Source organism: Streptomyces sp. NPDC048254 (assembly GCF_043201895.1).
GTDB lineage: Bacteria > Actinomycetota > Actinomycetes > Streptomycetales > Streptomycetaceae > Streptomyces.
Window position 1 is genome coordinate 184,784 of record NZ_JBICZJ010000005.1, and the last position, 22,519, is coordinate 207,302.

General features: G+C 71.2%; 20 protein-coding genes. 13 read left to right on the plus strand and 7 right to left on the minus strand.

Features of this window, described 5'->3' with window-relative positions; translation table 11 throughout:
• The first annotated feature begins 120 nt into the window (after window positions 1-120).
• The 5 genes from ACGFZQ_RS16260 to ACGFZQ_RS16280 all read left to right on the plus strand — a co-directional run bounded on the left by ACGFZQ_RS16260 (window position 121) and on the right by ACGFZQ_RS16280 (window position 5,626).
• Entirely contained in the window at window positions 121-1,284 is a 1,164-nt protein-coding gene (locus ACGFZQ_RS16260) for an NAD-dependent formate dehydrogenase (RefSeq protein WP_393840925.1), read from the plus strand.
• 226 nt (window positions 1,285-1,510) lie between these two features.
• On the plus strand, window positions 1,511-1,933 hold the full coding sequence (locus tag ACGFZQ_RS16265; protein ID WP_393841196.1) for a hypothetical protein: 423 nt from the start codon (window positions 1,511-1,513) through the stop codon (window positions 1,931-1,933).
• Window positions 1,934-2,117: 184 nt separating this feature from the next.
• Window positions 2,118-2,321: a cold-shock protein gene (locus ACGFZQ_RS16270; RefSeq protein ID WP_351697444.1), complete on the plus strand. Its 204-nt coding sequence runs from the start codon at window positions 2,118-2,120 to the stop codon at window positions 2,319-2,321.
• Window positions 2,322-2,408: 87 nt separating this feature from the next.
• Window positions 2,409-4,136: a DEAD/DEAH box helicase gene (locus tag ACGFZQ_RS16275; RefSeq protein ID WP_393840926.1), complete on the plus strand. Its 1,728-nt coding sequence runs from the start codon at window positions 2,409-2,411 to the stop codon at window positions 4,134-4,136.
• 170 nt (window positions 4,137-4,306) lie between these two features.
• On the plus strand, window positions 4,307-5,626 hold the full coding sequence (locus tag ACGFZQ_RS16280) for an acyltransferase (RefSeq protein WP_393840927.1): 1,320 nt from the start codon (window positions 4,307-4,309) through the stop codon (window positions 5,624-5,626).
• 134 nt (window positions 5,627-5,760) lie between these two features.
• On the opposite strand, the gene ACGFZQ_RS16285 is transcribed toward ACGFZQ_RS16280, so the two are convergent.
• Window positions 5,761-6,771: a LacI family DNA-binding transcriptional regulator gene (locus ACGFZQ_RS16285; RefSeq protein WP_393840928.1), complete on the minus strand. Its 1,011-nt coding sequence runs from the start codon at window positions 6,769-6,771 to the stop codon at window positions 5,761-5,763.
• A gap of 201 nt (window positions 6,772-6,972) precedes the next feature.
• Between ACGFZQ_RS16285 and ACGFZQ_RS16290 the strand changes: the two genes are divergently transcribed.
• The 3 genes from ACGFZQ_RS16290 to ACGFZQ_RS16300 all read left to right on the plus strand — a co-directional run bounded on the left by ACGFZQ_RS16290 (window position 6,973) and on the right by ACGFZQ_RS16300 (window position 9,897).
• Window positions 6,973-7,767 carry an ATP-binding cassette domain-containing protein gene (locus ACGFZQ_RS16290; RefSeq protein ID WP_393840929.1) on the plus strand — a complete coding sequence of 265 codons (795 nt, stop codon included), beginning with the start codon at window positions 6,973-6,975 and terminating at the stop codon, window positions 7,765-7,767.
• Window positions 7,764-8,798: an ABC transporter permease gene (locus ACGFZQ_RS16295; protein ID WP_362566015.1), complete on the plus strand. Its 1,035-nt coding sequence runs from the start codon at window positions 7,764-7,766 to the stop codon at window positions 8,796-8,798. Before ACGFZQ_RS16290 ends, ACGFZQ_RS16295 begins: the two co-directional genes overlap by 4 nt.
• Before the next feature lie 97 nt (window positions 8,799-8,895).
• Window positions 8,896-9,897 carry an ABC transporter substrate-binding protein gene (locus ACGFZQ_RS16300; RefSeq protein ID WP_351729374.1) on the plus strand — a complete coding sequence of 334 codons (1,002 nt, stop codon included), beginning with the start codon at window positions 8,896-8,898 and terminating at the stop codon, window positions 9,895-9,897.
• A gap of 160 nt (window positions 9,898-10,057) precedes the next feature.
• On the opposite strand, the gene ACGFZQ_RS16305 is transcribed toward ACGFZQ_RS16300, so the two are convergent.
• The 4 genes from ACGFZQ_RS16305 to ACGFZQ_RS16320 all read right to left on the minus strand — a co-directional run bounded on the left by ACGFZQ_RS16305 (window position 10,058) and on the right by ACGFZQ_RS16320 (window position 15,735).
• On the minus strand, window positions 10,058-11,572 hold the full coding sequence (locus ACGFZQ_RS16305) for a cellulose binding domain-containing protein (RefSeq protein WP_393840930.1): 1,515 nt from the start codon (window positions 11,570-11,572) through the stop codon (window positions 10,058-10,060).
• Between the two features lie 594 nt (window positions 11,573-12,166).
• On the minus strand, window positions 12,167-13,486 hold the full coding sequence (locus ACGFZQ_RS16310; RefSeq protein WP_351697422.1) for a radical SAM protein: 1,320 nt from the start codon (window positions 13,484-13,486) through the stop codon (window positions 12,167-12,169).
• 124 nt (window positions 13,487-13,610) lie between these two features.
• Window positions 13,611-14,678: a LacI family DNA-binding transcriptional regulator gene (locus ACGFZQ_RS16315; protein ID WP_393840931.1), complete on the minus strand. Its 1,068-nt coding sequence runs from the start codon at window positions 14,676-14,678 to the stop codon at window positions 13,611-13,613.
• Window positions 14,679-14,727: 49 nt separating this feature from the next.
• A complete protein-coding gene (locus ACGFZQ_RS16320) occupies window positions 14,728-15,735 on the minus strand; it encodes a hydroxyacid dehydrogenase (protein WP_393840932.1) in 1,008 nt (335 codons plus the stop codon).
• A 134-nt stretch (window positions 15,736-15,869) separates the two neighbouring features.
• Between ACGFZQ_RS16320 and ACGFZQ_RS16325 the strand changes: the two genes are divergently transcribed.
• The 5 genes from ACGFZQ_RS16325 to ACGFZQ_RS16345 all read left to right on the plus strand — a co-directional run bounded on the left by ACGFZQ_RS16325 (window position 15,870) and on the right by ACGFZQ_RS16345 (window position 21,189).
• A complete protein-coding gene (locus tag ACGFZQ_RS16325) occupies window positions 15,870-17,123 on the plus strand; it encodes an FAD-binding protein (RefSeq protein WP_393840933.1) in 1,254 nt (417 codons plus the stop codon).
• An 83-nt stretch (window positions 17,124-17,206) separates the two neighbouring features.
• The gene (locus ACGFZQ_RS16330) at window positions 17,207-18,442 is read left to right on the plus strand and encodes an ROK family transcriptional regulator (protein WP_393840934.1); all 1,236 of its coding nucleotides are present in this window, start codon (window positions 17,207-17,209) and stop codon (window positions 18,440-18,442) included.
• Between the two features lie 140 nt (window positions 18,443-18,582).
• On the plus strand, window positions 18,583-19,578 hold the full coding sequence (locus ACGFZQ_RS16335) for an ATP-binding cassette domain-containing protein (protein WP_393840935.1): 996 nt from the start codon (window positions 18,583-18,585) through the stop codon (window positions 19,576-19,578).
• A gap of 1 nt (window position 19,579) precedes the next feature.
• Window positions 19,580-20,383 (plus strand): ABC transporter permease, encoded by an 804-nt coding sequence (locus tag ACGFZQ_RS16340; RefSeq protein WP_393840936.1) that lies wholly within the window; start codon window positions 19,580-19,582, stop codon window positions 20,381-20,383.
• Window positions 20,384-20,388: 5 nt separating this feature from the next.
• Complete coding sequence (locus ACGFZQ_RS16345) at window positions 20,389-21,189, plus strand: ABC-2 family transporter protein (RefSeq protein WP_351729350.1); 801 nt, start codon at window positions 20,389-20,391, stop codon at window positions 21,187-21,189.
• Window positions 21,190-21,205: 16 nt separating this feature from the next.
• Here the strand turns inward: ACGFZQ_RS16345 and ACGFZQ_RS16350 are convergent, their stop codons facing one another.
• A complete protein-coding gene (locus ACGFZQ_RS16350; protein ID WP_393840937.1) occupies window positions 21,206-21,886 on the minus strand; it encodes an alpha/beta fold hydrolase in 681 nt (226 codons plus the stop codon).
• On the minus strand, window positions 21,879-22,469 hold the full coding sequence (locus ACGFZQ_RS16355; RefSeq protein ID WP_393840938.1) for a TetR/AcrR family transcriptional regulator: 591 nt from the start codon (window positions 22,467-22,469) through the stop codon (window positions 21,879-21,881). The genes ACGFZQ_RS16350 and ACGFZQ_RS16355 overlap by 8 nt, the downstream gene beginning before the upstream one ends.
• Window positions 22,470-22,519 lie beyond the last annotated feature (50 nt).

Below are 22,519 nucleotides of genomic sequence, written 5' to 3' on the forward strand. Positions count from 1 at the left end.
TATCCCAGGGGATTGCAGTGCCGGCGCGCACTCGACTAAAATTCAAGATCATCGGTGTTACCCGCTTGCCGGTGCCCTACCTGTTCACAGGAGCAATGGCCCCACCGATGGAGGACGGCCATGGCGAAAATCCTTGCGGTGCTCTACCCGGACCCCGTGGGCGGTTATCCTCCCGACTACGCCCGCGACGAGATCCCCACCATCAGCGGCTATCCGGGCGGTCAGACCGCGCCGACCCCGCAGGCCATCGATTTCACCCCGGGGCACCTCCTCGGCTGCGTCTCAGGAGAACTGGGGCTGCGCCGGTTCCTGGAGGGCCAGGGGCACACCCTCGTCGTCACGAGCGACAAGGAAGGGGCGGACTCCACCCTGGACCGCGAGCTTCCCGACACCGACGTGGTCGTCTCGCAGCCGTTCTGGCCCGCCTACCTGACCGCCGAACGCATCGCCGCGGCCCCCCGGCTCAGACTCGCGATCACCGCGGGGATCGGGTCGGACCACGTCGACCTGCCGAGCGCCATCGACCACGGCATGACCGTGGCCGAGGTGACGTTCAGCAACAGCATCAGCGTGTCGGAGCACGCCGTGATGCAGATTCTCACCCTGGTGCACAACTACATGCCGGCTCACGAGTGGGTGACCGCCAAGAAGGGCTGGAACATCGCCGACAGCGTCTCGCGCGCCTACGACCTCGAAGGCATGGACGTCGGCGTCCTCGGGTCCGGCCGCATCGGCCAGGCGGTACTGCGCCGCCTCAAGCCGTTCGACGTCACGCTGCACTACTGCGACGTGCACCGGCTGGACAAGGAGGTCGAGGAGGAGCTGGAGCTGACCTGGCATCCCGACGCCCGTTCGCTGGCCTCCTCCGTCGACGTGCTCTCGATCCACACTCCGCTGCATCCACAGACACAGAACCTCTTCGACGACGAACTGATCGGGGCCATGAAGCGCGGTTCGTACATCGTCAACACCGCACGGGCGCTCATCGTCAACCGGGATTCCGTGGTGCGGGCCCTCAACAGCGGACAACTGGCCGGTTACGCCGGTGACGTCTGGTACCCGCAGCCGCCACCGCCCGACCATCCCTGGCGCACCATGCCCTACGAGGCGATGACGCCGCACGTGTCCGGGTCGACCCTCTCGGCGCAGGCACGCTACGCGGCCGGTGCGCGGGAGATCCTGGAGTGCTGGCTCGACGGCCGTCCCATCCGCCCGGAGTACCTGATCGTCGAGGGCGGTGGGCTCGCCGGGACGGGAGCGAGCTCCTACACGGTCGCCGGATGACCGGCACGGGCGGGGGTGACGTCCGACGGACAAGAAATCAGCGGCAGATCGAATAGAAGATCCACCAATCCGGCTGTGAGCCGATTCACCCACGGTTTACTGGACGGGCACAGGCGAAACCCTTAGCGTCCATAAATAGATTGTTTTCCACATACAGGGATACCGGCGCCGCGGGTAATCTCTCGTAAGAAAACCAGGCGGACGCCGGGAAGGTGGATCAGTGAGCATGGACGCAGTGTGGGTCCGGGGCGTGACCGGCATTCAGATGCACCACGTGACCGACCTTCAGGATGCCGGCAGGTTTTTGGGCAACGCAGCGATGGCGCTGCGGGCCGCGCACGTACGGACCGGCGCCGACCGGTACTCCGGCATCGCCGCCGAGCTCAAGGCTCTGGTGGAGCGGGTGCGGGAGCTGGAGGACGAGGCGCGGTCGAGCATGCACGAACTGCACTCCACCGACCCCGAGCGGTTCGTCCGCTGCCGGGACGGCCACGAGCCGTGGCCCGGCGAGATCCCGGCAGGATTCATCCCGCGCCACACCTGCAAGGACGAGTGCCTCTACCACGACCGCCAGGTCCTCGACGCCATCATGCAGTGCACCTGCGGCCGACCGCCGTGCCGGGCCTGTGAGATCGGCGGGAAGCTCTGACAAGCGCCGGGGCTCCCGGCGATGATCCACGTCGACGTGCCGCCGAGTCGTGCTAGACTGCTTACGTTGCAGTTGTGGTACCCATAAGCCTATGTGCGCCTGACGGGAATGTATCTCCTGCAGGCGCATTATTTGTTTTCCGGCATCTCCGGATGGGGCCTCTGCCTACGGAACGGAGAAGGTCATGGCACAGGGAACCGTGAAGTGGTTCAACGCCGAAAAGGGTTTCGGCTTCATCGAGCAGGACGGCGGCGGCCCCGACGTCTTCGCCCACTACTCGAACATCGCGTCCCAGGGCTTCCGTGAGCTCCAGGAGGGCCAGCGGGTCTCCTTCGACGTCACGCAGGGCCAGAAGGGCCCGCAGGCGGAGAACATCGTCCCCGCCTGATCGCCGGACGCGTATCCCCTGACCGGGGTCGGCACCGACATGGTGCGGACCCCGGTTTGTGCTGTTTCCAGGAAGGCAGAAAGCTGTATGCCCCGCAGGCCCCAGAAACCGAACCGGCGCGCTTCGTCCCCTACACCGCCCGCGTCCTCACCGAGGGAATTCCGGCTGCCGGAAAGCACGACACCCGCACTTCCCGCAGTCGAGGACTTCGCCGAGCTGGACATGCCGGCGGGACTGCTGAAGACCCTGACCGCGCAAGGCCTCACCATCCCTTTCCCCATCCAGGCCGCCACGCTGCCCAACTCGCTTGCCGGCCGTGACCTGCTGGGACGGGGGCGCACCGGCTCCGGCAAGACCCTCGCGTTCGGTCTCGCGCTCCTGGCCCGCACGGCCGGACTGCGCGCGGAGCCCAAGGCGCCCCTCGCCCTCGTGCTGGTACCCACCCGCGAACTCGCCCAGCAGGTGACGGACGCGCTGACCCCCTACGCGACCGCCGTGAACCTCCGGCTGGCCACCGTGGTCGGCGGGCTGTCCATCACCAAGCAGGCCGGTGTGCTCCGGCGCGGCGCCGAAGTACTCGTGGCGACTCCCGGCAGGCTCAACGACCTCGTGGAACGCGGGGACTGTGCGCTCGGCAGCGTACGCATCACGGTGCTGGACGAAGCCGACCAGATGACCGACATGGGCTTCCTGCCGCAGATCACCAAGCTGATCCAGCAAGCGCGGCCCGACGGACAGCGCTTGCTCTTCTCGGCCACCCTGGACCGCAACATCGACCGCCTGGTGCAGCGGTTCCTGACCGACCCCGTGGTGCACTCCGTGGACCCGTCCGCGGGGGCGGTGACCACCATGGAGCACCACGTGCTCCACGTCCAGGACGAGACCGACAAGAAGGCCGTCACCACGCGCATCGCCGCCCGTGACGGCCGGGTCATCCTCTTCCTCGACAGCAAGAGGTCCGCCGACCGGCTCGCCAAGCAGCTCCTGGCCGTCGGCGTCCGAGCGGCGGCACTGCACGGCGGCCGCTCCCAGCCGCAGCGGAACCGGACGCTGGAACAGTTCAAGAACGGCCAGGTCACCGCGCTGGTGGCGACGAACGTCGCGGCCCGGGGCATACATGTCGAGGACCTCGACCTCGTCGTGAACGTCGATCCCCCCGCCGACCACAAGGACTACCTCCACCGGGGCGGCCGCACGGCCCGCGCCGGCGACTCCGGCAGCGTCGTCACACTGGTCCTGCCCGACCAGAAACGGGACGTCACCCGGCTCATGTCGGATGCGGGCATCCGCCCCCGGACGGCCCGCATCACGTCCAGCGACGCGGAGCTGGTCACCATCACCCGAGCCCGCGAGCCTTCCGGCGTGCCCGTCGTCATCGAGGTCCCGCAGCCGGCGACACCGACGGCATCCCGCCCGGACCGGAAGGCCGGCACCGGGCGCGGCAGGCGGTCCGGCCGCCGCCGGAACGGCGGCGAGCCCGGAGCGGCGACGGGTGCCGCCACCGGGACGGGCGGCCGGGGCTCGGACCGCCGGGCCGCGGCCGGGGCGGCACCGGCTGGTGGCACTTCCGGAACCGGTGGGCGCGGTGCTGTCCGCCGGGCGGGAACCGCCGGGGCCACGGGTGGTGCCGTTGCCGCGGGCAGCCGCGGTTCCGACCGCCGGGCCGCGGCCGGGGCGGCGACCGGCGCTGCCTCCGGCAAGGACTCCCGCGGTTCCCGCCGACGAGCGGCGGCCGGCGGAGCCACAGGCGGCGCTGCCGGCACCGGCGGCCGCGACTCCGGGCGCCGAGGCGGCCGCCGCACCTCAGCCACCTAGGGGCACGGCGTAGGGCCAGTGCCGAGGTCGGCCTCGACGGCGAGGGTTGCCGCCGGATTCCACGGCGACCCGGTCGCCGGTGCAGGGGACGGTGTCGTACCGGGCACGGAATGATTGCGGCATGGGCTTCCCGGCACGACGGCGCCGGGGCTGCGGCAGCATGACGGCCCATGAGCAGAGACCGCTACGTCGACTTCCTGCGCGCGTGGGCCATCGTGCTGGTGGTCCTCGGCCACTGGCTGATCACAGCCCTGGTCCGGGAGCCCGGTGGACAGATCACCGCCCCGGAGCTGTTGGCGACCGTTCCCTGGACCCAGTGGCTGACGCTCGCGTTCCAGATCATGCCGCTGTTCTTCCTGGCCGGGGGCCATGCCGCGGGCGGTTCCTGGCCGCGTGCCCAGGCGGCGGGCGGGACGGCCGCCGGGTGGCTGGGGCGGCGGGCGCTGCGGCTGCTGCTGCCGACGGGCCTCTACAGCGGTCTGGTGCTGCTCGCCGTGGGTGTCTGTTCGACGGCCGGCGTGGACGCGGGCACGCTGTCGCTGGTGGGATGGGCGATGGCCATGCAATTCTGGTTCCTGCCGGTGTATCTGCTGCTCAGCGCCCTGACGCCGCTGATGTACGCGGCACACCGGCGCTGGGGGCTCCTCGTCCCGCCGGTGATGGGGGCGGTTGGCCTGGTAGCCGACGTGCTCGTGGTGACGGTGCACGCGCCGTATGTGGGGCTGCTCGACTACGTGCTCGTGTGGGGTGTCGCCTATCAGCTGGGCTTCTGCTGGCGGGACGGTCTGCTGACCGGGCGCCGGCTCGTGCCGGTCGTGATGGCGGCGGGCGGCGGGGTGGCCTTTGCCGCGCTCGTGGCCCTCGGGCCGTTCCCGGTCAGCCTGATCCTGGTGACCGGGCAGGACCCCAGCAACACCGATCCGCCGTCGGCCGCGATGCTGGCGTGGGTGGTGGCCCAGGTCGGGCTGTGCCTCCTCGCCGCGCCTGCGGTGCGGCGGCTGCTGGACCGCGAGCGGGTGTGGCGTGTGGTCCGCCCGGTGGGGGCGGCCAGCATGACCCTGTATCTGTGGCACATGCTGCCGGTGCTGGTCGTCGCCGCCGTGTTCTACCTGACCGGCCTCGCGCCCGAGCCGGTCCTCGGGTCCGCCGCGTGGTGGGGGCTGCGGATCCCGTGGCTGCTGGTGCTCGGCCTCGTCCTGACCGGCGTCGTGTCCGCGCTCCGGCCCCTGGAACGCGGGCTGGCCGTGCTGTACGAACGGACCGCTCCGGCCGCCGGCCTGCAGCGTGCCTGGCCGCTGTGGCTCGGCCTGGCCGTGGACATCGCCGCTCTGGGCCGCTTTGCCGTGCGGGGCTTCGCGCCCGACGGCCGGCTTCCCGTACTGCCCACCATGGGGCTGGCGTTGGGCACGGCGCTGGTGATGCTGACCCGGTGGACGACGGCACGCCGGCTCGACCGGCCCAGGGCGGCCCGGGCTCCGGACCGGGTGTGAGAGCAGCGGCCTGACGAACGCCGTGACGAGAGACCCCGGCGCGCGGCTCGCCGTTCACCCGGCGGGCAGCGGCTCTCCGGACGCGGTCCGCCCGCCCCGCCGCCACCGGATTCCGCCCGGCCGCCGGACAGGCCCTAGGTGGCGAACGGTCCCGGCAGCTCCCCCGACCCCCGCTGGATCAGCCGGGTCGGCATGACCACCGTGCGCGGTGGAGAGACGTCGCCGTGGATCCGGGCGAACAGCAGGTGTGCCGCGCTGGTCGCGAGTGCCACCGGGTCCTGGGCGATCACGGTGACGGGCGGGGTCAGCCGGTCGGCGAGTGCGAAGTCGTCGAAGGCGATGAACGCGAGGCCGGCGGGGAGGACGGTGAGGGCGCTGAAGGCGAGGATCTCGTTGCCGGCCAGCAGGGCGGTGGGCGGGTCGGGCAGTGCCAGCATCGCGTTGACGGCCCTGGCCGCCTCCGGGCCCGGCCGCAGGCCGTCGCCGATCAGCGCCGGGTCGGCGGCGACACCGGCCGCCGCGAGCGCGGCCAGGTAGCCCCGCCGGCGTTCGCCGAACGTCCAGATCCGCGGTGTTTCGCCGATGTACCCGATCCTGCGGTGGCCGTGTGCCACCAGCCGGCCCACCGCCTCCCGCACCGCGCCGAAGTTGTCGACCACCACGGCGTCCACGTTCAGCCCGGGTGCCGCCCGGTCCACGCAGACGATCTTCGTCCCCTGTGCCTGGGCCGGGCGCAGGAAGCGGTGGCTGCCGGCGGCCGGGGTGAGCATCAGGCCGTCGACGCGGCGGGCGGTGAACGCGGCGATCACCTCGCGTTCCCGGCGCGGGTCGGCGCGGCTGGAGCCGATGAGCATGACGCTGCCGCGCTGCCGGGCGACGTCCTCGGCCGCGGAGGCGACGGCGGCCATGAAGGGGTCGGCGACATCGTCGACCAACAGCCCTATGGTCTGGCTCAGTTCGTGGGCGCGGCGCAACTGGCGTGCCACGTCGTCGCGTTGGTAGCCCAGTTTGCGGACCGCGGCCTCCACCCGCGCCGCGGTCCGCGGGGCGACGGCCGCATCGCCGTTGACGACCCGGGACACCGTCATCGCGCTGACGCCCGCTTCCGCGGCAACGTCCTTCATGGTCGGCCGGGTGGCTGCCACGCCACGTCCTCCACCTGCGTCACGTTTGAGCGTCGACTCGTTAACGTTACCAACTCGACGGCATATCAACAGACGTGCAAGTACGAGGAGTTGGGGAGCCCGACCACACGGTCCGGGAACGGCTGCACCACCCTTGACACCCCGCTGCGAGCGCCCCAAGAATCAGCCAAGCTGTTAACGATACCAACCAGAAGGCACAACATGGCCTCTGCAAGGGAACCACTGCTCACCGCACATGGCGTGGTCAAGCGTTTCGGCCACGTCCAGGCGCTCCAGGGCGCCGATTTCACGGCATACCCCGGCGAGGTCGTCGCCCTCATCGGCGACAACGGCGCCGGCAAGTCCACTCTGGTGAACGTCCTGTCGGGCGTCCTCTCCCCCGACGCCGGCGAAGTCCGCCTGGACGGAGCGCCGGTGCGGTTCTCCGGGCCGATGGACGCACAGCGGCAGGGCGTGGAGACCGTGTACCAGGATCTGTCGCTCGCACCGGATCTCGACGCGGCGGCCAACCTCTATCTCGGCCGGGAGATCGTACGCGGCGGCCTGCTCGGGCGGGTCGGCGTCCTCGACCGGCCCGCGATGCGCCGGGAGGCGGTCAAGGCCTTCGCCGAACTCGGCGTGGAACTGAAGGATGTGACGGCTGCTGTGACAACGTTGTCCGGCGGGCAGCGGCAGTCCGTCGCGGTGGCTCGGGCGGTCGCCTTCGCCAACAAGGTCATCTTCATGGACGAGCCGACCGCCGCCCTGGGGGTGGTCCAGCGCGCCCGGGTCCTGGAGACCGTCCGCAGGGTCGCCGACCGGGGCATCTGCGTGGTTCTGATCAGTCACAACATGCCCGAGGTGCTGTCGGTCGCGGACCGGGTGGAGGTGCTGCGGCTGGGCCGGCGCGTCGCGTCGTACACCGCGGCGGACACCACGATCGAGGAGCTCGTCGGGGCGATGACCGGGTCGCTGGACGGCCCGGACGGGGGCAAGGAAGCGGAGGGCGCACGATGACGGCCGAGAGCGAGAAGGCCCCCGTGGCCGTCGGCAGCCGTGCCGGGGTGCCGGACTGGCTCCGGCGCGCGGCAACGCTCAACGAACTGTGGACCTTTGTGATCCTCCTGGCGCTGGTGGTGTTCTTCACCATCGCGGCGCCGGGCAAGTTCTTCACCACGTACGACATCACCCAGATCGCCGTGAACGCGGCCATCTACCTGGTGCTCGGCGTCGGCATGACGTTCGTGATCATCACGGCGGGCATCGACCTGTCGATCGGGTCGGTGCTGGTGCTGGCCGCGGTGGCGGCGGGCGAGTACAACCTCCATCACGGCGGCCCGGCGTCGGGCTGGGGCACGGTCGCGATCTGCGTCGTGATCGCGCTGGCCGTGGGCACGGCCTGGGGCGCGCTGCAGGGCGTGGTGGTGGCCAGCGGCAAGGTGCCGCCGCTGATCGTGACGCTGGGCGGGCTCGGCGCGGCGCTGGGGATCGCCGAACTCGCCACCGGCGGCCAGGACCCGGCCGGCGCGGCCTCCACGCATCTGCAGAACAGCCTCGGCTTCGGCAAGCTGCTCGGCATCCCGTGGATGGTGATCCTGGCCGCCGTGGTGACCGCGATCTTCGGCGCGGTGCTGGCCGCCACCCGGTTCGGCGACCACACCCTCGCCATCGGGTCGAATCCGACCGCGGTACGGCGGGCGGGTATTCCGGTGGGCCGGCATCTGGTGAAGGTGTACGGCCTGATGGGGCTGCTGGCCGGACTGGGCGCGGTGATGTGGCTGGCCTCGTACGGCACGACGTCGATCGCCGGGCACTCCACCGACAACCTCAAGGTGATCACCGCGGTGGTCCTGGGCGGTACCAGCCTGTTCGGTGGGCGGGGTTCGGTGCTGGGCACGGTGATCGGTGTGTTCATTCCGGCGGTGCTGACCACCGGGCTGATCGTGATCGGCGTCCAGCAGTACTGGCAGGACGTGGCGGTGGGCGTGGTACTGGTCGTGGCCGTCTACATCGACCAGATGCGCAGGAAGACCCGGGAACGCGCATGACGCCGTCAGGCATGACCGCATCGCGGGGCACGGAATCGCACAGGACAACTCGATCGCGCAGGACAACTCGTTCGCGTAGGACAAGGAGAACTCTGTGATGGGGAGCATTCGCAGCAGGCGCGGGTTGCTGGTCGCGGTGGGCACGGTGCTGGCCCTCGGCGCGGCCTCGGCATGCGGTTCGTCGGACGACGGTGGCGGCTCGGGGAGTTCGGGCGGCGCCAAGGGCAAGAAGGTCCGGCTGATCACGGGGGTGAAGAGCGACCCCTTCTACATCACCATGACCTGTGCCGCGCAGCAGGAGGCCAAGGCCAAGGGGATGGACTTCACGGCCGACGGTTCCGCGCAGTGGGACGTGTCGGTGCAGCGCCCGCTCCTCGACTCGGTGGCTGCGGCCCGGCCCGACGGGCTGCTGATCTCACCGGTGGACACCAGCGCGCTGACCCCGTCGCTCAAGCAGATCCAGTCGGCGGGCACCAAGGTGGCGCTGGTGGACACGACGGTGAGCGACGACTCCGTCGGGATCACCCGGATCTCGTCGGACAACGAGAAGGGCGGCCGGGTCGCCGCCGACGCGCTGGCCAAGCTGATGAACGAGAAGGGCTCGGTCATCGTCATCAGCGTCAAACCCGGTGTGTCGACGACGGACGCCCGGATCAAGGGCTTCACCGAGGAGATGGGCAAGTACCCGAATATCAAGGTGCTGCCGACGCTCTACGACAACGACCTGCCGGCCACCGCGGCCTCCCAGATCCAGTCGACGCTCGCCGCCCACCCGGACCTGGGCGGTGCGTTCGCGGGCAACACCAACACCGGTACGGGCATCGCCACCGGGCTAAAGCAGGCCGGCAAGCAGGGCAAGGTGAAGGTGGCCGCGTTCGACGCCGAGCCCGACGAGGTCGCCGCGCTGAAGGCGGGCACCCTCCAGGTGCTGGTCGCCCAGGACCCGGCGGCGATCGGCCGGCAGGCGGTGGACCAGCTCGCCGACGCCTTCGAGGGCAAATCGGTGAGCAAGACGATCGGCACCAACATGGTGGCGATCACGAAGGACAACATGAACGACCCGTCGGTCAGCAAGTACTTCTACAAGTCGCAGTGCTGACACCGGGTCTGACACCGGGTCTGACATGGGGTCTGGCAGGGGTGTCTGACGTGCGTGTCTGACATGCCTGTCCGACACGACCTTCTGACAGACGGTCAGCGGCCGAGTGGACCCGCCCTCTTGGGTCCGCCCGGCCGCCGGTTCGTACCGCCTGTCCGGCTCAACTCGACGAGCAGGAGCCGCCGTTCAGCGTGAAGGCGAACGGCGAGGAGTTCTTGCCGCTCCAGGTGCCGAGGAAGCCGAAGGACAGGGTGCCGTTCGCGGAGACCGACTGGTTGTAGTCGGCGGAGTCGGCGGTGACCCGGCCGCCGCTCTGGCTGACGCTCGCGTCCCACATCTGGGTGACCTTCTGGCCGTCCCGGAAGGACCACTGGACCCGCCAGCCGGACAGGGCCTGGGTGGTGGTGACGGTGACGGTGGCCTGGAAGCCGTCGGTCCACTGGTTGACCAGGTCGTAGGAGACCTGGCAGGTGGCCGCCGCGGGTTCCGTGGGCGAGGGAGCGGGAGCGGCGGAGGCGGTGGAGTTGCCGCCGGTGCTCGCCGTGGCGCTGGAGGTGCCCTGGGGCTCCGGGTCGGGGTTCTTGTCGACCGGCTTGCCCGCGGTGGCCGAGGAGGACGGCGCGGCGGAGGCCGTGGGGGTCGCGGAAGGGTCGGCGGACGGGGACGGCGCGGAGGTGGGGTCGGCGACCGGCTGGCGGTCGTCGTGCGAGGCGGTGGCCGTGTCGTCGCCGGAGCCGCCGCCCATCGGCATCATCGACACGCCGAGCGCCACCAGCGAGATCATGACCGCCGCGCCGAGCAGCCCGTGGCGCAGCACCCGGCCCCGGCCGGTGCCCTCCTTGGGGTCGCCGCCGTCGTGGTCGCCGGTGCCCGGGCGGCCCGCGCCGAGCCGTACCTCGGCCGCACGGCGGCGGCGCTCCAGGTAGGCGAGGCCGCCCCAGCCGATGACCCCACCGGCGAGCGCCGCGGGCAGTCCGCCGCCGTGCAGCCGCAGACAGGCTGCGGCCTCGGCGCACTGCACACAGGTGGCGAGGTGCCGGGAGAGGTCCTCGGGCGTGTCGGCGCCGGCGGACCGGGTGACCGCGTCCAGGAGGCGGGCGTAGCTGCGGCACTCGGCGGCCATCGGCGTGTCGAGGTGCGCGCGATGGCAGCGGTCCCGGAACAGGCCGCGCACCTGCTCCAGTTCCTGGGCGGCGACGGCCGGGTCGATGCCGAGCCGGCGTGCCACCGAGGGCAGCGGCAGCGCCTCCACCTCGGCCAGCCACAGCAGTGAGGCGTCCGCCTCCTGCATGTCGCGCAGGCCGCGCAGGGCGACGGGCCGCTGCAACGGCGGACCCGTAAAACGCGCGGCCTTCTCGGAGTTGAGCCACAGCCTGAGGTCCGGGTCGAGCTTGTGGCCCAGACCTTCGGCCTCCCAACTGGAGGCAGTGGTGCGGACGGCGGTGAGCAACAGCGGGATCATCGGCAGCCGGGCGGCGCGCCGTCCGAGACTGCGGACGGGGGTGAAATCCGTGTCACGGGCCTCACGCATACCGAGGGCGAAGGCCTCGGTGGCCAGTTGATTGGCCGTCAGAGAGCCGGACGTGCACAGGTCGGCGTAGGAGAGCACTGCGTCCCAGCATTCGGAGAACAGCGCTGCCTCGGCGGCGTCCTGGGGGATCGGCAGGTCGGGCATGGGTCTCCTGCATCGAAAGCGAGGTCAACTCACCACATCGGCAATGGAGTTGGGGGGAACCTCGCGGCAGGACCCGAGCTTTTCACGTCTCCTGCACAACTGACAAGCGGCATATTCAAAACCGGTTACCGGTGGTCGTGCCACGGATCCTCCGTGTCACCCGTACCACCGGCCCCCGGCGTCATGTCAACCGCCGTGCTCAGCTGCCCGACCGCGCCTCGGCCACCACCCGCCCCCACCCGTCGAGCGCCCGCACCGGGTGTGCCGACCGCGCGGGATCCTCGCGGTCACCGTACCGGGCGAAAGGAGCGCTGACGGCCGATGCGGGTGCATGGCCGTGGTCGCGGTCCGGGCGGAGAACGTGTTCGTGTCCGCCGTGGCCCACAACTCCGAGCTCCTATACGCACCGCAACCGCGTTCCGACTCAGCGTCCTCGTCAGTCTCTCGCATATCGATGCCCGGGAGGCAAGCGCGGTCGCCGCGAAGGGAGGCGCGGGGAGCCCGGCCGACGCCCCCTGGAACGCCAGGAAGGGCGTCGGCGGTCCGCCTGACGCCCTCCTGTATCCGGAGCCCCCACGGGGGGTACACCTTGGGTCACACCTTCGTAGGTTCCTCCGCCGGAAGACTGTCCATGAAGGAGCTGACGGAGAAGACGGCGTTGCCGGGGCCGGGCGGGCCGTAGCCGGGGGGCGAGGACAGGCCGAAGTCCTCCATCGTCTGACGGTAGGCCTGGAGCAGGCGGATGTGGTACTCCAGCGGGGCGCCCTGCGGATTGGCCTTGCCGAGCGGGGTCGTCGGCTCGGGGCACCAGGTGGTGAAGCGGGGCGTGATGCCGTGCGACATGAAGAAGCGCAGGCCCTCGGTGGTGGACTCGATCGCCTCGTCGACCGTCTTGAACCCGAACGGCTCGGCCATCTCCACACCGGCCACGAAGTTGGGGATCACGTTGCGCGCGCCGAAGACGTCGGCGGAGTCGAGGATCCGCTTGTGCCACTCGTCGCGGCCGACGTAGCGCTCCTTGCCCGGGCAGTACATCTTGAACAGGTACTCGTCCCACACCTCGTAGTTGGGGTGGTAGATCTGCACGCCGTAGTCCTTGAAGCGCTGGACGTCGTCCTTGGGCAGCGCCTGGGCGACGACCTTGCCGATCCAGCGGTTCGGGAAGTGCTCCTCGATGGCCTTGGCGTACATGCCGTAGAAGTCGGCCTCGTCACGGCCCTGGAGCTTGGAGGTGATGGCGCCGCCGGTGAGGGTGTAGGCGGTGGAGGTCTTCGCCGTGTCGTACCGGTCGATGATCTCCAGGGCCTCCAGGACCTCGTCGACGTCCTTCACTCCCGTGTACGGTCGGCCGGCGGCCTTGTGCTGTCGCCAGTTGTGGTTGATGTCGCAGTACTGGCACTCCTCCTTGGCGCCGAAGTACTGGCAGACCCGGAAGACCGTGAGGTAGATCAGGTAGCCCCACTGGATGGTCGGGGCGACCTCCATCACGGACTTCCCGCTGGCGAGCTTGTGCCGGTAGTACTCCGGCATCGGCGGCACCCCGACGTCGGCGATCCGCTTGCCGTCGAGGTAGAGCCCGAGCAGCCCCTCCTCGTCGGCGGCCACGCGGTACGGCGAGGTGGGGTTCACGCGCACGGACACGACGGTCCGGCGCAGGTCATACGGGCCGCCCGTGAGGATGATCTCCTCCGGCGGCCGGCGCAGCGCGGCCTCGCCCAGCTCGGGCAGGGTGCCGTGGTCGAAGGAGAAGATGAAGTACGACTTCGGCTTGACCTCGCCGTTCTCGTTGTCGCTCAGGGCGGACGGGTCGAAGGCGACACCGCCCCGGAGCAGGTCCTCCTTGAAGACGGCTTCCCTCGGTACGTGCGGGAACCTCTCCATCAGATCCTCGACCAGCGCGGTACGGCTGCCCATCCCGTGTCTCCTTCCGACTCAGGCGTTCGACTCCTCACGGTATGCCCCCGCTCGTTCGCCGGCCGTGCCGGGTCCCCTCAGGTCGTGCGATTCGTCCTGGTCAGTGATGTTTCGTCACTCTTCCTCAGCTGCCGCCGGCCCGCCGCGTCGACTCCCGCAGCACCACATGTGTCCCCAGCACCAGGTGCTGCCCGTCCGGCAGGTCGTCGCGGTGCAGGGCGAGGCGGACCGCCGCGCGGCCCAGTTCCTCCTGGGGCACGTGGACCGTGGTGAGCGTCGGGTGGACGTCCCGGGCGACCGGGATGTCGTCGTACCCGGCGACCGCGATGTCGTCGGGGATACGGCGGCCGGACTCGCGCAGGGCCTGGATCACGCCCGCGGCGATCATGTCGGTGGCGGCGAAGACCGCCGTGAACTCCCTTCCGGAGGTGAGGAGTTCGCGGGTCGCCTGGTAGCCGTAGGAGCGGGAGAAGACACCGTCGGTGATCAGGCCGGGGTCGGGGGTGAGGCCGAGGAGTTCATGGGCGCGGGTGTAGCCGGCGATGCGCTGGGCGCTGGTGGAGAGGCCTGGGACGCGGCCGAGGTAGGCGATGCGCCGGTGACCGCCGGAGAGGAGGTGGCTGGTGAGGGCGAAGGCGCCGCCCTCGTTGTCGTAGTCGACGACCGTGGCCGGGACGCCGGGGCCGAGCGGTGGCCGGCCGACCAGGACGAGCCGGGAGCCCGCCCGGTCCAGGGCGTGCGCGAAGTGGGTCATCCGGTCGTGGTACGCCTTGTCCTCCAGGGCGCCGCCCACCACGATCACCGCGTCCGCCCGCTGCTCCCGCATGGTCTCGACGACGGCGAGGATGCGCCGCGGGTCGCCGTGCGTGGTGCAGAGCATGCAGAGCCGGCCCTCCGCCGAGGCCTGCTCCTCGACCCCGCGGGCGATGTGCGCGTAGAAGGGGCCGGTGACGTCGTCGACGACGAAGGCGACCGTCTTGTTGGTGGCGCCGCCGAGCGCGCGGGCGTGCGCGTTGACCACGTAGTCCAGCTCGCGCATCGCCTTCAGGACCTTGGCGCGGGTGGTGGCGGCCACCGGGTAGGTGCCGCCCAGCACCCGGGAGACGGTCGACGCGGAGACCCCGGCCCGTGCGGCCACGTCCCGTACCGTCGAGGCGTCCCCGTTCAGCGCCGGCTGTGTCCGCTTCGCCACCGCTCGGCTCCCTTTCGTCATGTGTTCAGGTCACCCTACGAGACGGCCGTCACGCGGCCCGTTCGAGGACCGAGTGGTCGACCGCGTACCGCAGGCCGTCGCCGGCCAGCAGCCGTTCGGCCTCCGTCACGACGGTGAGCCCGAGCCTGGCCAGCTCGTTGCCCTGCGAGCCGGCGAGGTGCGGGGTGAGGTACGCGTTGGGGAGGTCGAAGAGTGGGGAGCCGGCGGGCAGCGGCTCGGGGTCGGTGACGTCGAGGATCGCGGTCAGGCGGCCGGTGCGCAGCTCCTCGACCAGGGCGTCGTGGTCGACGAGCGAGCCGCGCGCGGTGTTGATCAGTACCGATCCGTCGGGCATCAGGGCGAGTTCGCGGGCGCCGACGAGACGGCGGGTCTCGGGGGTCTGCGGGGCGTGCACGGTGACGATGTCCGAGGTGTGCAGCAGCTCGTCAAGGGGCAGCAGCGGGACGCCGAGCCGTGCGGCCTCCGCCTCGTCGACGTAGGGGTCGGCGAGGCTCACCACCAGGTCGTGGGGGCGCAGGAGTTCGATGAGGCGGCGGCCGATGCGGGAGGCGCCGACGACGCCCACCCGGCGGTGGAAGTTGCCGATGCCGGGGACGATGCCGCCGTAGGGGTAGGTGCGCCGGGTGCGCAGCAGGTCGCGGAAGGCGAAGACGTCCTTTCCGGCGAGGAGGATCATCGCGAGGGTGTACTCGGCGACGGGCAGCGCGTTGGCGGCGGCCGCCGAGGAGACCAGGATGCCGCGCTTCCACACCTCGGGCGTGGTGAAGCCCTTGACCGAGCCGGCCGCGTGCAGCACGGCGCGCAGTGCGGGCGCCGCGTCCAGGGCCGCCGCGTTCAGGGTCGGGCAGCCCCAGCCGGTGACGAGGACCTCGGCGCGGGCGAGCGTCTCCCGGGCCCGGGGATCGGTGAAGTCGTCCACCACCAGAGTGGGATCGATTTCTACGCACGCGCGCAGTCGTGCGAGCACCTCCGGCGGGAAGATGTGCGGCACGTTCTGGGCTGTCATGGCGAACACTGCCTGGGGACGCTCGGGCAAGGAAGTGACCTTCCGGCTCGGTGACGCGCGGATAGCAACCGGTCTCTACCGTAGGTCTCGGCGAATGAGAGGGTCAATGCACACGCACTCTCCGGCGGACGAGCAGCGGGGAGCACAGGGATGGGAAGACAGCGATGACGGATCCGGCGCAGACGGTCACCAACTGGGCGCGCAACATCACGTACACGGCCAAGGAGTTCCACCGCCCGGACTCGCTCGAAGCGCTCCGGTCGCTGGTGGCGGGCGGTACGCGGGTGCGGGTGCTGGGCAGCGGGCACTCCTTCAACCGCATCGCCGACCCTGGTCCGCAGGGCCTGCTGGTCTCGATCGCCGGGCTGCCGCCGGTGATCGAGGTGGACACGGCGGCCCGTACGGTCCGGGTCGCGGGCGGGGTGCGGTACGCGGAACTGGCCCGCGCGGTCGACGCGTACGGTCTGGCGCTGCCCAACATGGCCTCGCTGCCGCACATCTCGGTGGCCGGTTCGGTGGCCACCGGCACGCATGGCTCGGGGGTGGCCAACGGGTCGCTCGCGGCGCCCGTGCGGGAGGTGGAACTGGTCCTCGCCGACGGTTCGACGGCGACGATCGCACGCGGCGACGCCCGCTTCGAGGGTGCCGTGACCTCACTGGGCGCGCTCGGGGTCGTCACCGCGCTCACCCTCGACCTGGAACCGGCCTACGAGGTCGCGCAGACGGTGTACGTCGAGCTGCCGCTGGCGGGGCTGGACTTCGCGGCCGTGTCCGGGGCCGGGTACAGCGTGAGCCTGTTCACCGACTGGCGGGAGCCGGGCTTCCGTCAGGTGTGGGTGAAGCGGCGCACCGACCGGGCCACCGTGGATTTCGGCTGGGCCGCGCCCGCGACGGAGGCGATGCACCCGGTGCCGGGCATGCCGGCGGGCAACTGCACCGAGCAGTTCGGGGTGCCGGGGCCCTGGCACGAGCGGCTGCCGCACTTCCGGGCGGAGTTCACGCCGAGCAGCGGGGACGAGCTGCAGTCGGAGTACCTGCTGCCGAGGCCGGCGGCCGTCGAGGCACTGCACGCGGTCGACGCCGTCCGGCAGGCGGTCGCCCCCGTTCTGCTGACCTGCGAGGTGCGGACGATCGCCGCCGATCCGCAGTGGCTCAGCCCCGCCCACGGCCGGGACTCCGTCGCCCTGCACTTCACCTGGGTCGACGACCTGGCGGCCGTACTGCCCGCCGTGCACCGGCTGGAGGAGGCGCTGGCGCCCTTCGAGCCGCGTCCGCACTGGGGCAAGGTGCACACCGTCCCCGGCGAGGTGCTCCGCCGCCGCTACCCGCGCCTCGACGACTTCCGCGCGCTGGCCAGGAGCCTGGACCCCGAGGGGAAGTTCGCCAATCCCTTCGTGCACGATGCGCTGGCTCTGTGACGGAAACCAATTTCACGGACTTAATAAAGCCCTTTTCCTAATACCTTGTCGAAAGCCTGCCGCAGCCCATAGCGTTGCGCCGTGTGAAGCACACATCACGTGACATCCGCACCGCGAACCGCTACGAGGTGCTGCGGCACATCATCGCCGAGTCTCCCACCTCCCGGCAGGAGCTGGCGTCCGTCACCGGGCTGAGTCTGGCCACGGTCGCCACGCTCGTCGGCGAGCTGCTCGACCTGCGGATGATCACGGAGGTCGGCTTCGAGGACTCGGCGGGCGGCCGGCCCCGGGGACTCGTGGCGGTCAACGCCTCGGGGGGCGCGCTGATCGGCGTCGACATCGCGGAGACGTACGTCCATGTGGAGCTGTTCGACCTCGCGCTGAACGTACTGGCCCGCGCCGAGGAGGACATGCGCCCCGGCGAGCACCGGCCCGAGCAGGTGGTGAGCCATGTCGCCGCCACCGTCGGCTCGGTGGTGGCGCAGGCCGGGGTGGAGGGCGCGCGGGTGCTGGGCGTCGGGGTGAGCGCGCCCGGGCAGGTGGAGCGGGACACGGGCATCGCCGAGTACGCGCCCAACTGGGACTGGCACGACGTGCCGTTGCTCGACCTGCTGTCCGAACACATCGCCTACCCGCTCCACCTGGACAATCCGTTGCGCGCCTGCGCGGTGGCCGAGCAGTGGTTCGGGGCGGCGCGCGGGCGCGGGGACACGGTGGTGGTGAACCTCGGCACCGGGGTCGGCGCCGGGCTCGCCCTCGGCGGCGGACTGCACCGGGGCGTCAGCAACAGCGCCGGGGAGTGGGGGCACACCACGCTCGTCCTGGACGGGCGGCCGTGCCACTGCGGAAACCACGGCTGTGTGGAGACCTATGTCGGCGCGCCCGGCATCATGCTGAACCTGCGCGAGTCGAGCCCGGACAGCCCGCTGCTGCACCCCGATGACCAGACGGCCACGATCGAGGCGCTGGCGCGGGGTGTGGCGGCCGGTGACCCGGTCGCGGTCCAGGTGGTACGCGACACGGCCCGGTACATCGGCGCCGGTGTCGCCAATCTGGTCAACCTGCTCAACCCCGAACTGGTGGTGCTCAGCAGCTGGGTCGCCCGCAGGCTCGGTGAGCCGCTGCTCGGCGAGGTCCGCGAGGCCGTCCGGCGGCATGCGCTCGGGCGGCCGTTCGCCGCCGCCGAGATCGTCCTCTCCCCCATCCCCACCGACCCGGTGTGCCTCGGCGCGGCCACGTTCGCGCTGGAGGGCGCGCTGCGGTCGGTGGGGCAGCGCAACGGGGTGCGCCCGGGCCGCGCCGCGTCCGCCTCCCGGTGATCGATTAGTCCAACTCGCGGGTCCTTTAATCCATTGCCGGGCTCGTCGGCGCTCTGCGACCGTCGTTGCGTATCCGCGGCCGGTCGGCCTCCCGAAACCGGCCGGCCGTACGTCGTGTACGGAACGAGGGGGTCCCCAGCGTGGCCGGAAGCATCGAGGTCCGCGGCCTGTCCCGCACCTTCCACACCACCGTCCGGCGCCCGGGTTTCTCCGGCGCCCTGCGATCCCTGGTCAACCCCGAACGCGTCGAGAAGCACGCGGTCTCCGACATCACCTTCGACGTCGCCCCCGGCGAACTCCTCGCCCTGCTCGGCCCGAACGGCGCGGGCAAGTCGACCACCATCAAGATGCTCACCGGCATCCTCACCCCGAGCTCCGGCCACGCCCGGGTCGCCGGCGTGGTGCCGTACCAGGAGCGGGAGCGCAACGCCCGTAACATCGGGGCGGTGTTCGGGCAGCGCACCCAGCTGTGGTGGGACCTGCCGGTGCGGGAGTCGTTCACGATCCTGCGGGACATCTACGAGGTACCGAAGGCCGAACACGCGGCCCGGCTGCGGGAGTTCGACCAACTTCTTGATCTGTCCTCGTTCTGGGACACCCGGGTCCGGCACCTCTCGCTCGGCCAGCGGGTGCGCTGCGACCTGGCGGCGGCCCTGCTGCACGATCCGCCGGTGGTGTTCCTGGACGAGCCGACCATCGGCATGGACGTGGTGGTGAAGGAGCAGGTCCGCGAGTTCCTGCGGTACCAGGTGGCCGAGCGCGGCCGTACCGTGCTGCTGACCACGCACGACATGACCGAGGTCGAGCGGCTCGCCGAGCGGGTGGTGCTGGTCAACCACGGGCGGCTGGTGCTCGACGGCACCCTGGACGAGATCCGCCGCACCTTCGGCTCGACCTGGCAGGTGCGGGCCACCCTCGCCGACCCGCACACCCCGGTCGGCCCACTGCCGGGCATCACCCTGGTGAGCCGGGACGGCCCCCAGGTGGTGTTCGGCCCGGACGGCCCGGCCGCGCCCACGGTCCACAAGGCGCTGAAGCTGGTCATCGAGCGGTACGAGGTGACGGGCGTGGCGGTGGACGAGGCCGACCTGGAGGACGTCATGCGGGCGGCCTACGTGCAGGCCGAGGCGGTCTGAGATGGCCCTGTCCTACGGCTGGCGGGCCGCCCGGGTCACCCCGCTCGGCGAGCTGTACACCCCGCCCCGGATGACCGGGGTCCTGCTGCGGCTGACCGTGCAGGTGGTGCTGGTGGCCTCGCTGTGGCGTGGCCTGTACGCCCAGTCCGGTACGACCGCGGGTCTCGACCGCGGCCAGGCGGTCACCTACGCGGTGATGGCCGTACTGGCCTCCCGGCTGCGGGAGCTGGACCAGTACGCGGGCCGCGACACGGTCATGCAGCATGTGCACTTCGGCACGATCGTCTACTGGTATCTGCGCCCGATGTCACCCCGGCGCTACCACGCCCTGCGCGCGATCGGCGAGCAACTGTACGGTCTGACGTGGGCGTTGACCGGGTACGTGGTCTGCCTGGCGGCCGGAGTCGTGCAGCCGCCGGGTTCGGCGGCGGTGGCGGGCGTCTTCGTACTCAGCCTCGCCCTGGGCCAGTTGGTCCTCTACCACGTCATGCTCCTCATCGACCAGCTGTGCTTCTGGACGCTGCGGAACACCGCCGCGATGCTGATCCTGGTCTTCGCGCAGAACCTGCTGTCCGGGGTGTACGCGCCGCTGTGGTACTTCCCGCACTGGTTCATCACGCTGAGCTCCCTCCTGCCCTTCCAGGCGACCCTGAGCGTGCCGCTGTCGCTGTACGTGGGCCGCATCCCGCTGTCGGACGCCCCCTTCCAGCTGGGCGTCCAGGCCGCCTGGGTCGTGGCCCTCTACCTGTTCACCCGTTTCGTGTGGCGGCGGGCCGCCCGCCGTGTGATCTCGCAAGGAGGCTGAGGCCGATGAACGCCGTACGGATCATGTGGCGCATCACGCGCCTCAACTTCCGCGCCCAGCTGGAATACCGCACCGAGTTCCTGATGATGATCGCGATCGGCGCGGTCTGGCAGGTGTCGGTGATCGTGTTCGCGACGGTGCTGCTCACCCGGTTCGCCGGGATGGGCGGCTGGGACAGCAGCGACGTCCTGCTGATCCCGGCGACCCGCATGCTGTCGCACGGCCTGTTCGTGCTCCTCCTGGGCCGGGTGCACGGTCTGGGCCGGAGCATCCAGGAGGGCAGGATCGACGCCTATCTCCTGCGCCCGCTGCCCGTCTACCGCCAGGTCCAGCTGGAGTTCTTCCCCACCAACGCGATCGGCGACCTGACGGTGGCGGCCGGCCTGATGGCGGGCGCGCTCGGCCGCAGCGACCTGGACTGGACGGCGGGCCGCATCGGCTACCTGGTCGCGGCGGTCCTGGGCGGGATGCTCCTGGAGGCGGCCCTCTTCACGGTGGTGGCCTGCGCCTCGCTGCGCTACCCGGCCGCCGACTACTGGAGCCGCTGGCTGGAGGAACTCCTCGGCACCTTCGGCAGCTACCCCCTGAACGTCCTCCCCCGCGCGGTCGGCGGCCTCCTCACCTACGGCCTCCCCCTCGCCTTCGTCGCCTACTTCCCGGCGGCGGTCCTCACCGGCCACGGCCACTCGACCGGCGCCCCCTACTGGCTGGCGGCCGGATCCCCGCTCCTCGGTCTGCTCGCCTACCTGGCGTCCCGCCGGCTGTGGCGGTGGGCGCTGGGCCACTACACGGGGGTGAACGGCTGACCGGCGGGCGGGGCCGTCAGCCGAGCAGCACCTCCCCGACCCGCTCCGCGAAGGCGGCCGGGTGTTGCACGGTGCCCAGGTGCCCGCCGGGGAACTCGGCGAAGGCCCCGCCGGTGTACTGGGCAGTGAACTCCGCCGTGCGGTGGAGGAGTTGGTCGCGGGAGTCGGTTCCGGCGGCCACCGTGAGACAGGGCAGGCCGGTCGCCGGCCGGTAGGCGGTGAACGGGCGCAGGACGTGGTCGAGGAAGACCCCGAAGGGCGTCGGTTCGCCGGCGGGCGGGCGGCCGCCCGCCAACTGCCCGATGAGCTCGGCCCGCAGCCGCTCCCCGTCGGGCAGCAGGGTGACGCACGGCGGTTCGTGGGCGATCACGCCCCGCAGCCGCCCGGGGTGGCGGGCCAGCAGGTCGAGGGCGGTGATGCCGCCGGAACTGGTCCCGAGGACGTACGCCGCCCCGTCCTCGCCCGCCACCTTCTCCAGCACGCGGTGGGCGCCCTCGCTCCAGTCCGCCACCCGCTGGTCGGCGACCGGTTCGCCGAGGCGGCCGTGGGCGAGGCCGAGCGGGTCGTACGTCACGACGGTGAAGTGCGGTGCCAGGTGGCCGATCAGCGGGTCCAGGCCCATGGGATGGCCGGCGCCGCCCGGGAGGAGGAGCAGGACGGGTCCGGTGCCGGTGATGTCGTAGTGGAGTTCAGGCATGACGGTCGGTCTCCTCCTGGGGCCAGTTCTCAAGGGCGATGTGCAGGGCGTCGATCGCCCGGTCCCAGGACGCGCGGACGTTCCTGGGGGCGTTGAAGCCGCCGCCCGCCTCCAGGGCGCAGTAGCCGTGGAAGGTGGCGCGCAACAGGCGTACGGCGTCGGTGAGATCGGGTTCGGCGAGGCCGTAGCCGCGCAGCATGCCGTAGGTGATCTCGACGGTGCGGCGCATGGCGGGGTCGCCCGGGTCGACGAGGGCGGGGTCGATCCGGATCTGGGTGGCCGCGTAACGGCCGGGGTGGGCGAGGGCGTAGGCGCGGTAGGCGCCGGCGTAGGCGGCGAGCGCGTCCTTGCCGGAGCGTCCGGCCACGGCGACGGCGATGCGGTCGATCAGCTCGCCGCCCGCGAGCCGTGCGATCCGGTGCCGCAGGTCCTGGAGGCTCCTGACGTGCGAGTAGAGACTCGCGTCCTTCACTCCGAACCGGCGGGCCAGCGCGGACAGCGTGACCTGCTCGAAGCCGGCCTCGTCCGCGAGTTCGGCCGCCGCCGCGACCAGCCGGTCGACGGTGATTCCGGCACGGGCCATGCGCCACCTCCCTAGGCTTTCCAGGCTGAATCCTAGAGGTCCTAGGTTTC

What these genes read in the sequence shown, in the direction of transcription:
- ACGFZQ_RS16260 (WP_393840925.1), top strand. Translation starts at nt 121, where the DNA reads ATGGCGAAAATCCTTGCGGTGCTCTACCCGGACCCCGTGGGCGGTTAT.
- ACGFZQ_RS16265 (WP_393841196.1), top strand. Translation starts at nt 1,511, where the DNA reads ATGGACGCAGTGTGGGTCCGGGGCGTGACCGGCATTCAGATGCACCAC.
- ACGFZQ_RS16270 (WP_351697444.1), top strand. Translation starts at nt 2,118, where the DNA reads ATGGCACAGGGAACCGTGAAGTGGTTCAACGCCGAAAAGGGTTTCGGC.
- ACGFZQ_RS16275 (WP_393840926.1), top strand. Translation starts at nt 2,409, where the DNA reads ATGCCCCGCAGGCCCCAGAAACCGAACCGGCGCGCTTCGTCCCCTACA.
- ACGFZQ_RS16280 (WP_393840927.1), top strand. Translation starts at nt 4,307, where the DNA reads ATGAGCAGAGACCGCTACGTCGACTTCCTGCGCGCGTGGGCCATCGTG.
- ACGFZQ_RS16290 (WP_393840929.1), top strand. Translation starts at nt 6,973, where the DNA reads ATGGCCTCTGCAAGGGAACCACTGCTCACCGCACATGGCGTGGTCAAG.
- ACGFZQ_RS16295 (WP_362566015.1), top strand. Translation starts at nt 7,764, where the DNA reads ATGACGGCCGAGAGCGAGAAGGCCCCCGTGGCCGTCGGCAGCCGTGCC.
- ACGFZQ_RS16300 (WP_351729374.1), top strand. Translation starts at nt 8,896, where the DNA reads ATGGGGAGCATTCGCAGCAGGCGCGGGTTGCTGGTCGCGGTGGGCACG.
- ACGFZQ_RS16305 (WP_393840930.1), bottom strand. Translation starts at nt 11,572, where the DNA reads ATGCCCGACCTGCCGATCCCCCAGGACGCCGCCGAGGCAGCGCTGTTC.
- ACGFZQ_RS16310 (WP_351697422.1), bottom strand. Translation starts at nt 13,486, where the DNA reads ATGGGCAGCCGTACCGCGCTGGTCGAGGATCTGATGGAGAGGTTCCCG.
- ACGFZQ_RS16325 (WP_393840933.1), top strand. Translation starts at nt 15,870, where the DNA reads ATGACGGATCCGGCGCAGACGGTCACCAACTGGGCGCGCAACATCACG.
- ACGFZQ_RS16340 (WP_393840936.1), top strand. Translation starts at nt 19,580, where the DNA reads ATGGCCCTGTCCTACGGCTGGCGGGCCGCCCGGGTCACCCCGCTCGGC.
- ACGFZQ_RS16345 (WP_351729350.1), top strand. Translation starts at nt 20,389, where the DNA reads ATGAACGCCGTACGGATCATGTGGCGCATCACGCGCCTCAACTTCCGC.
- ACGFZQ_RS16350 (WP_393840937.1), bottom strand. Translation starts at nt 21,886, where the DNA reads ATGCCTGAACTCCACTACGACATCACCGGCACCGGACCCGTCCTGCTC.
- ACGFZQ_RS16355 (WP_393840938.1), bottom strand. Translation starts at nt 22,469, where the DNA reads ATGGCCCGTGCCGGAATCACCGTCGACCGGCTGGTCGCGGCGGCGGCC.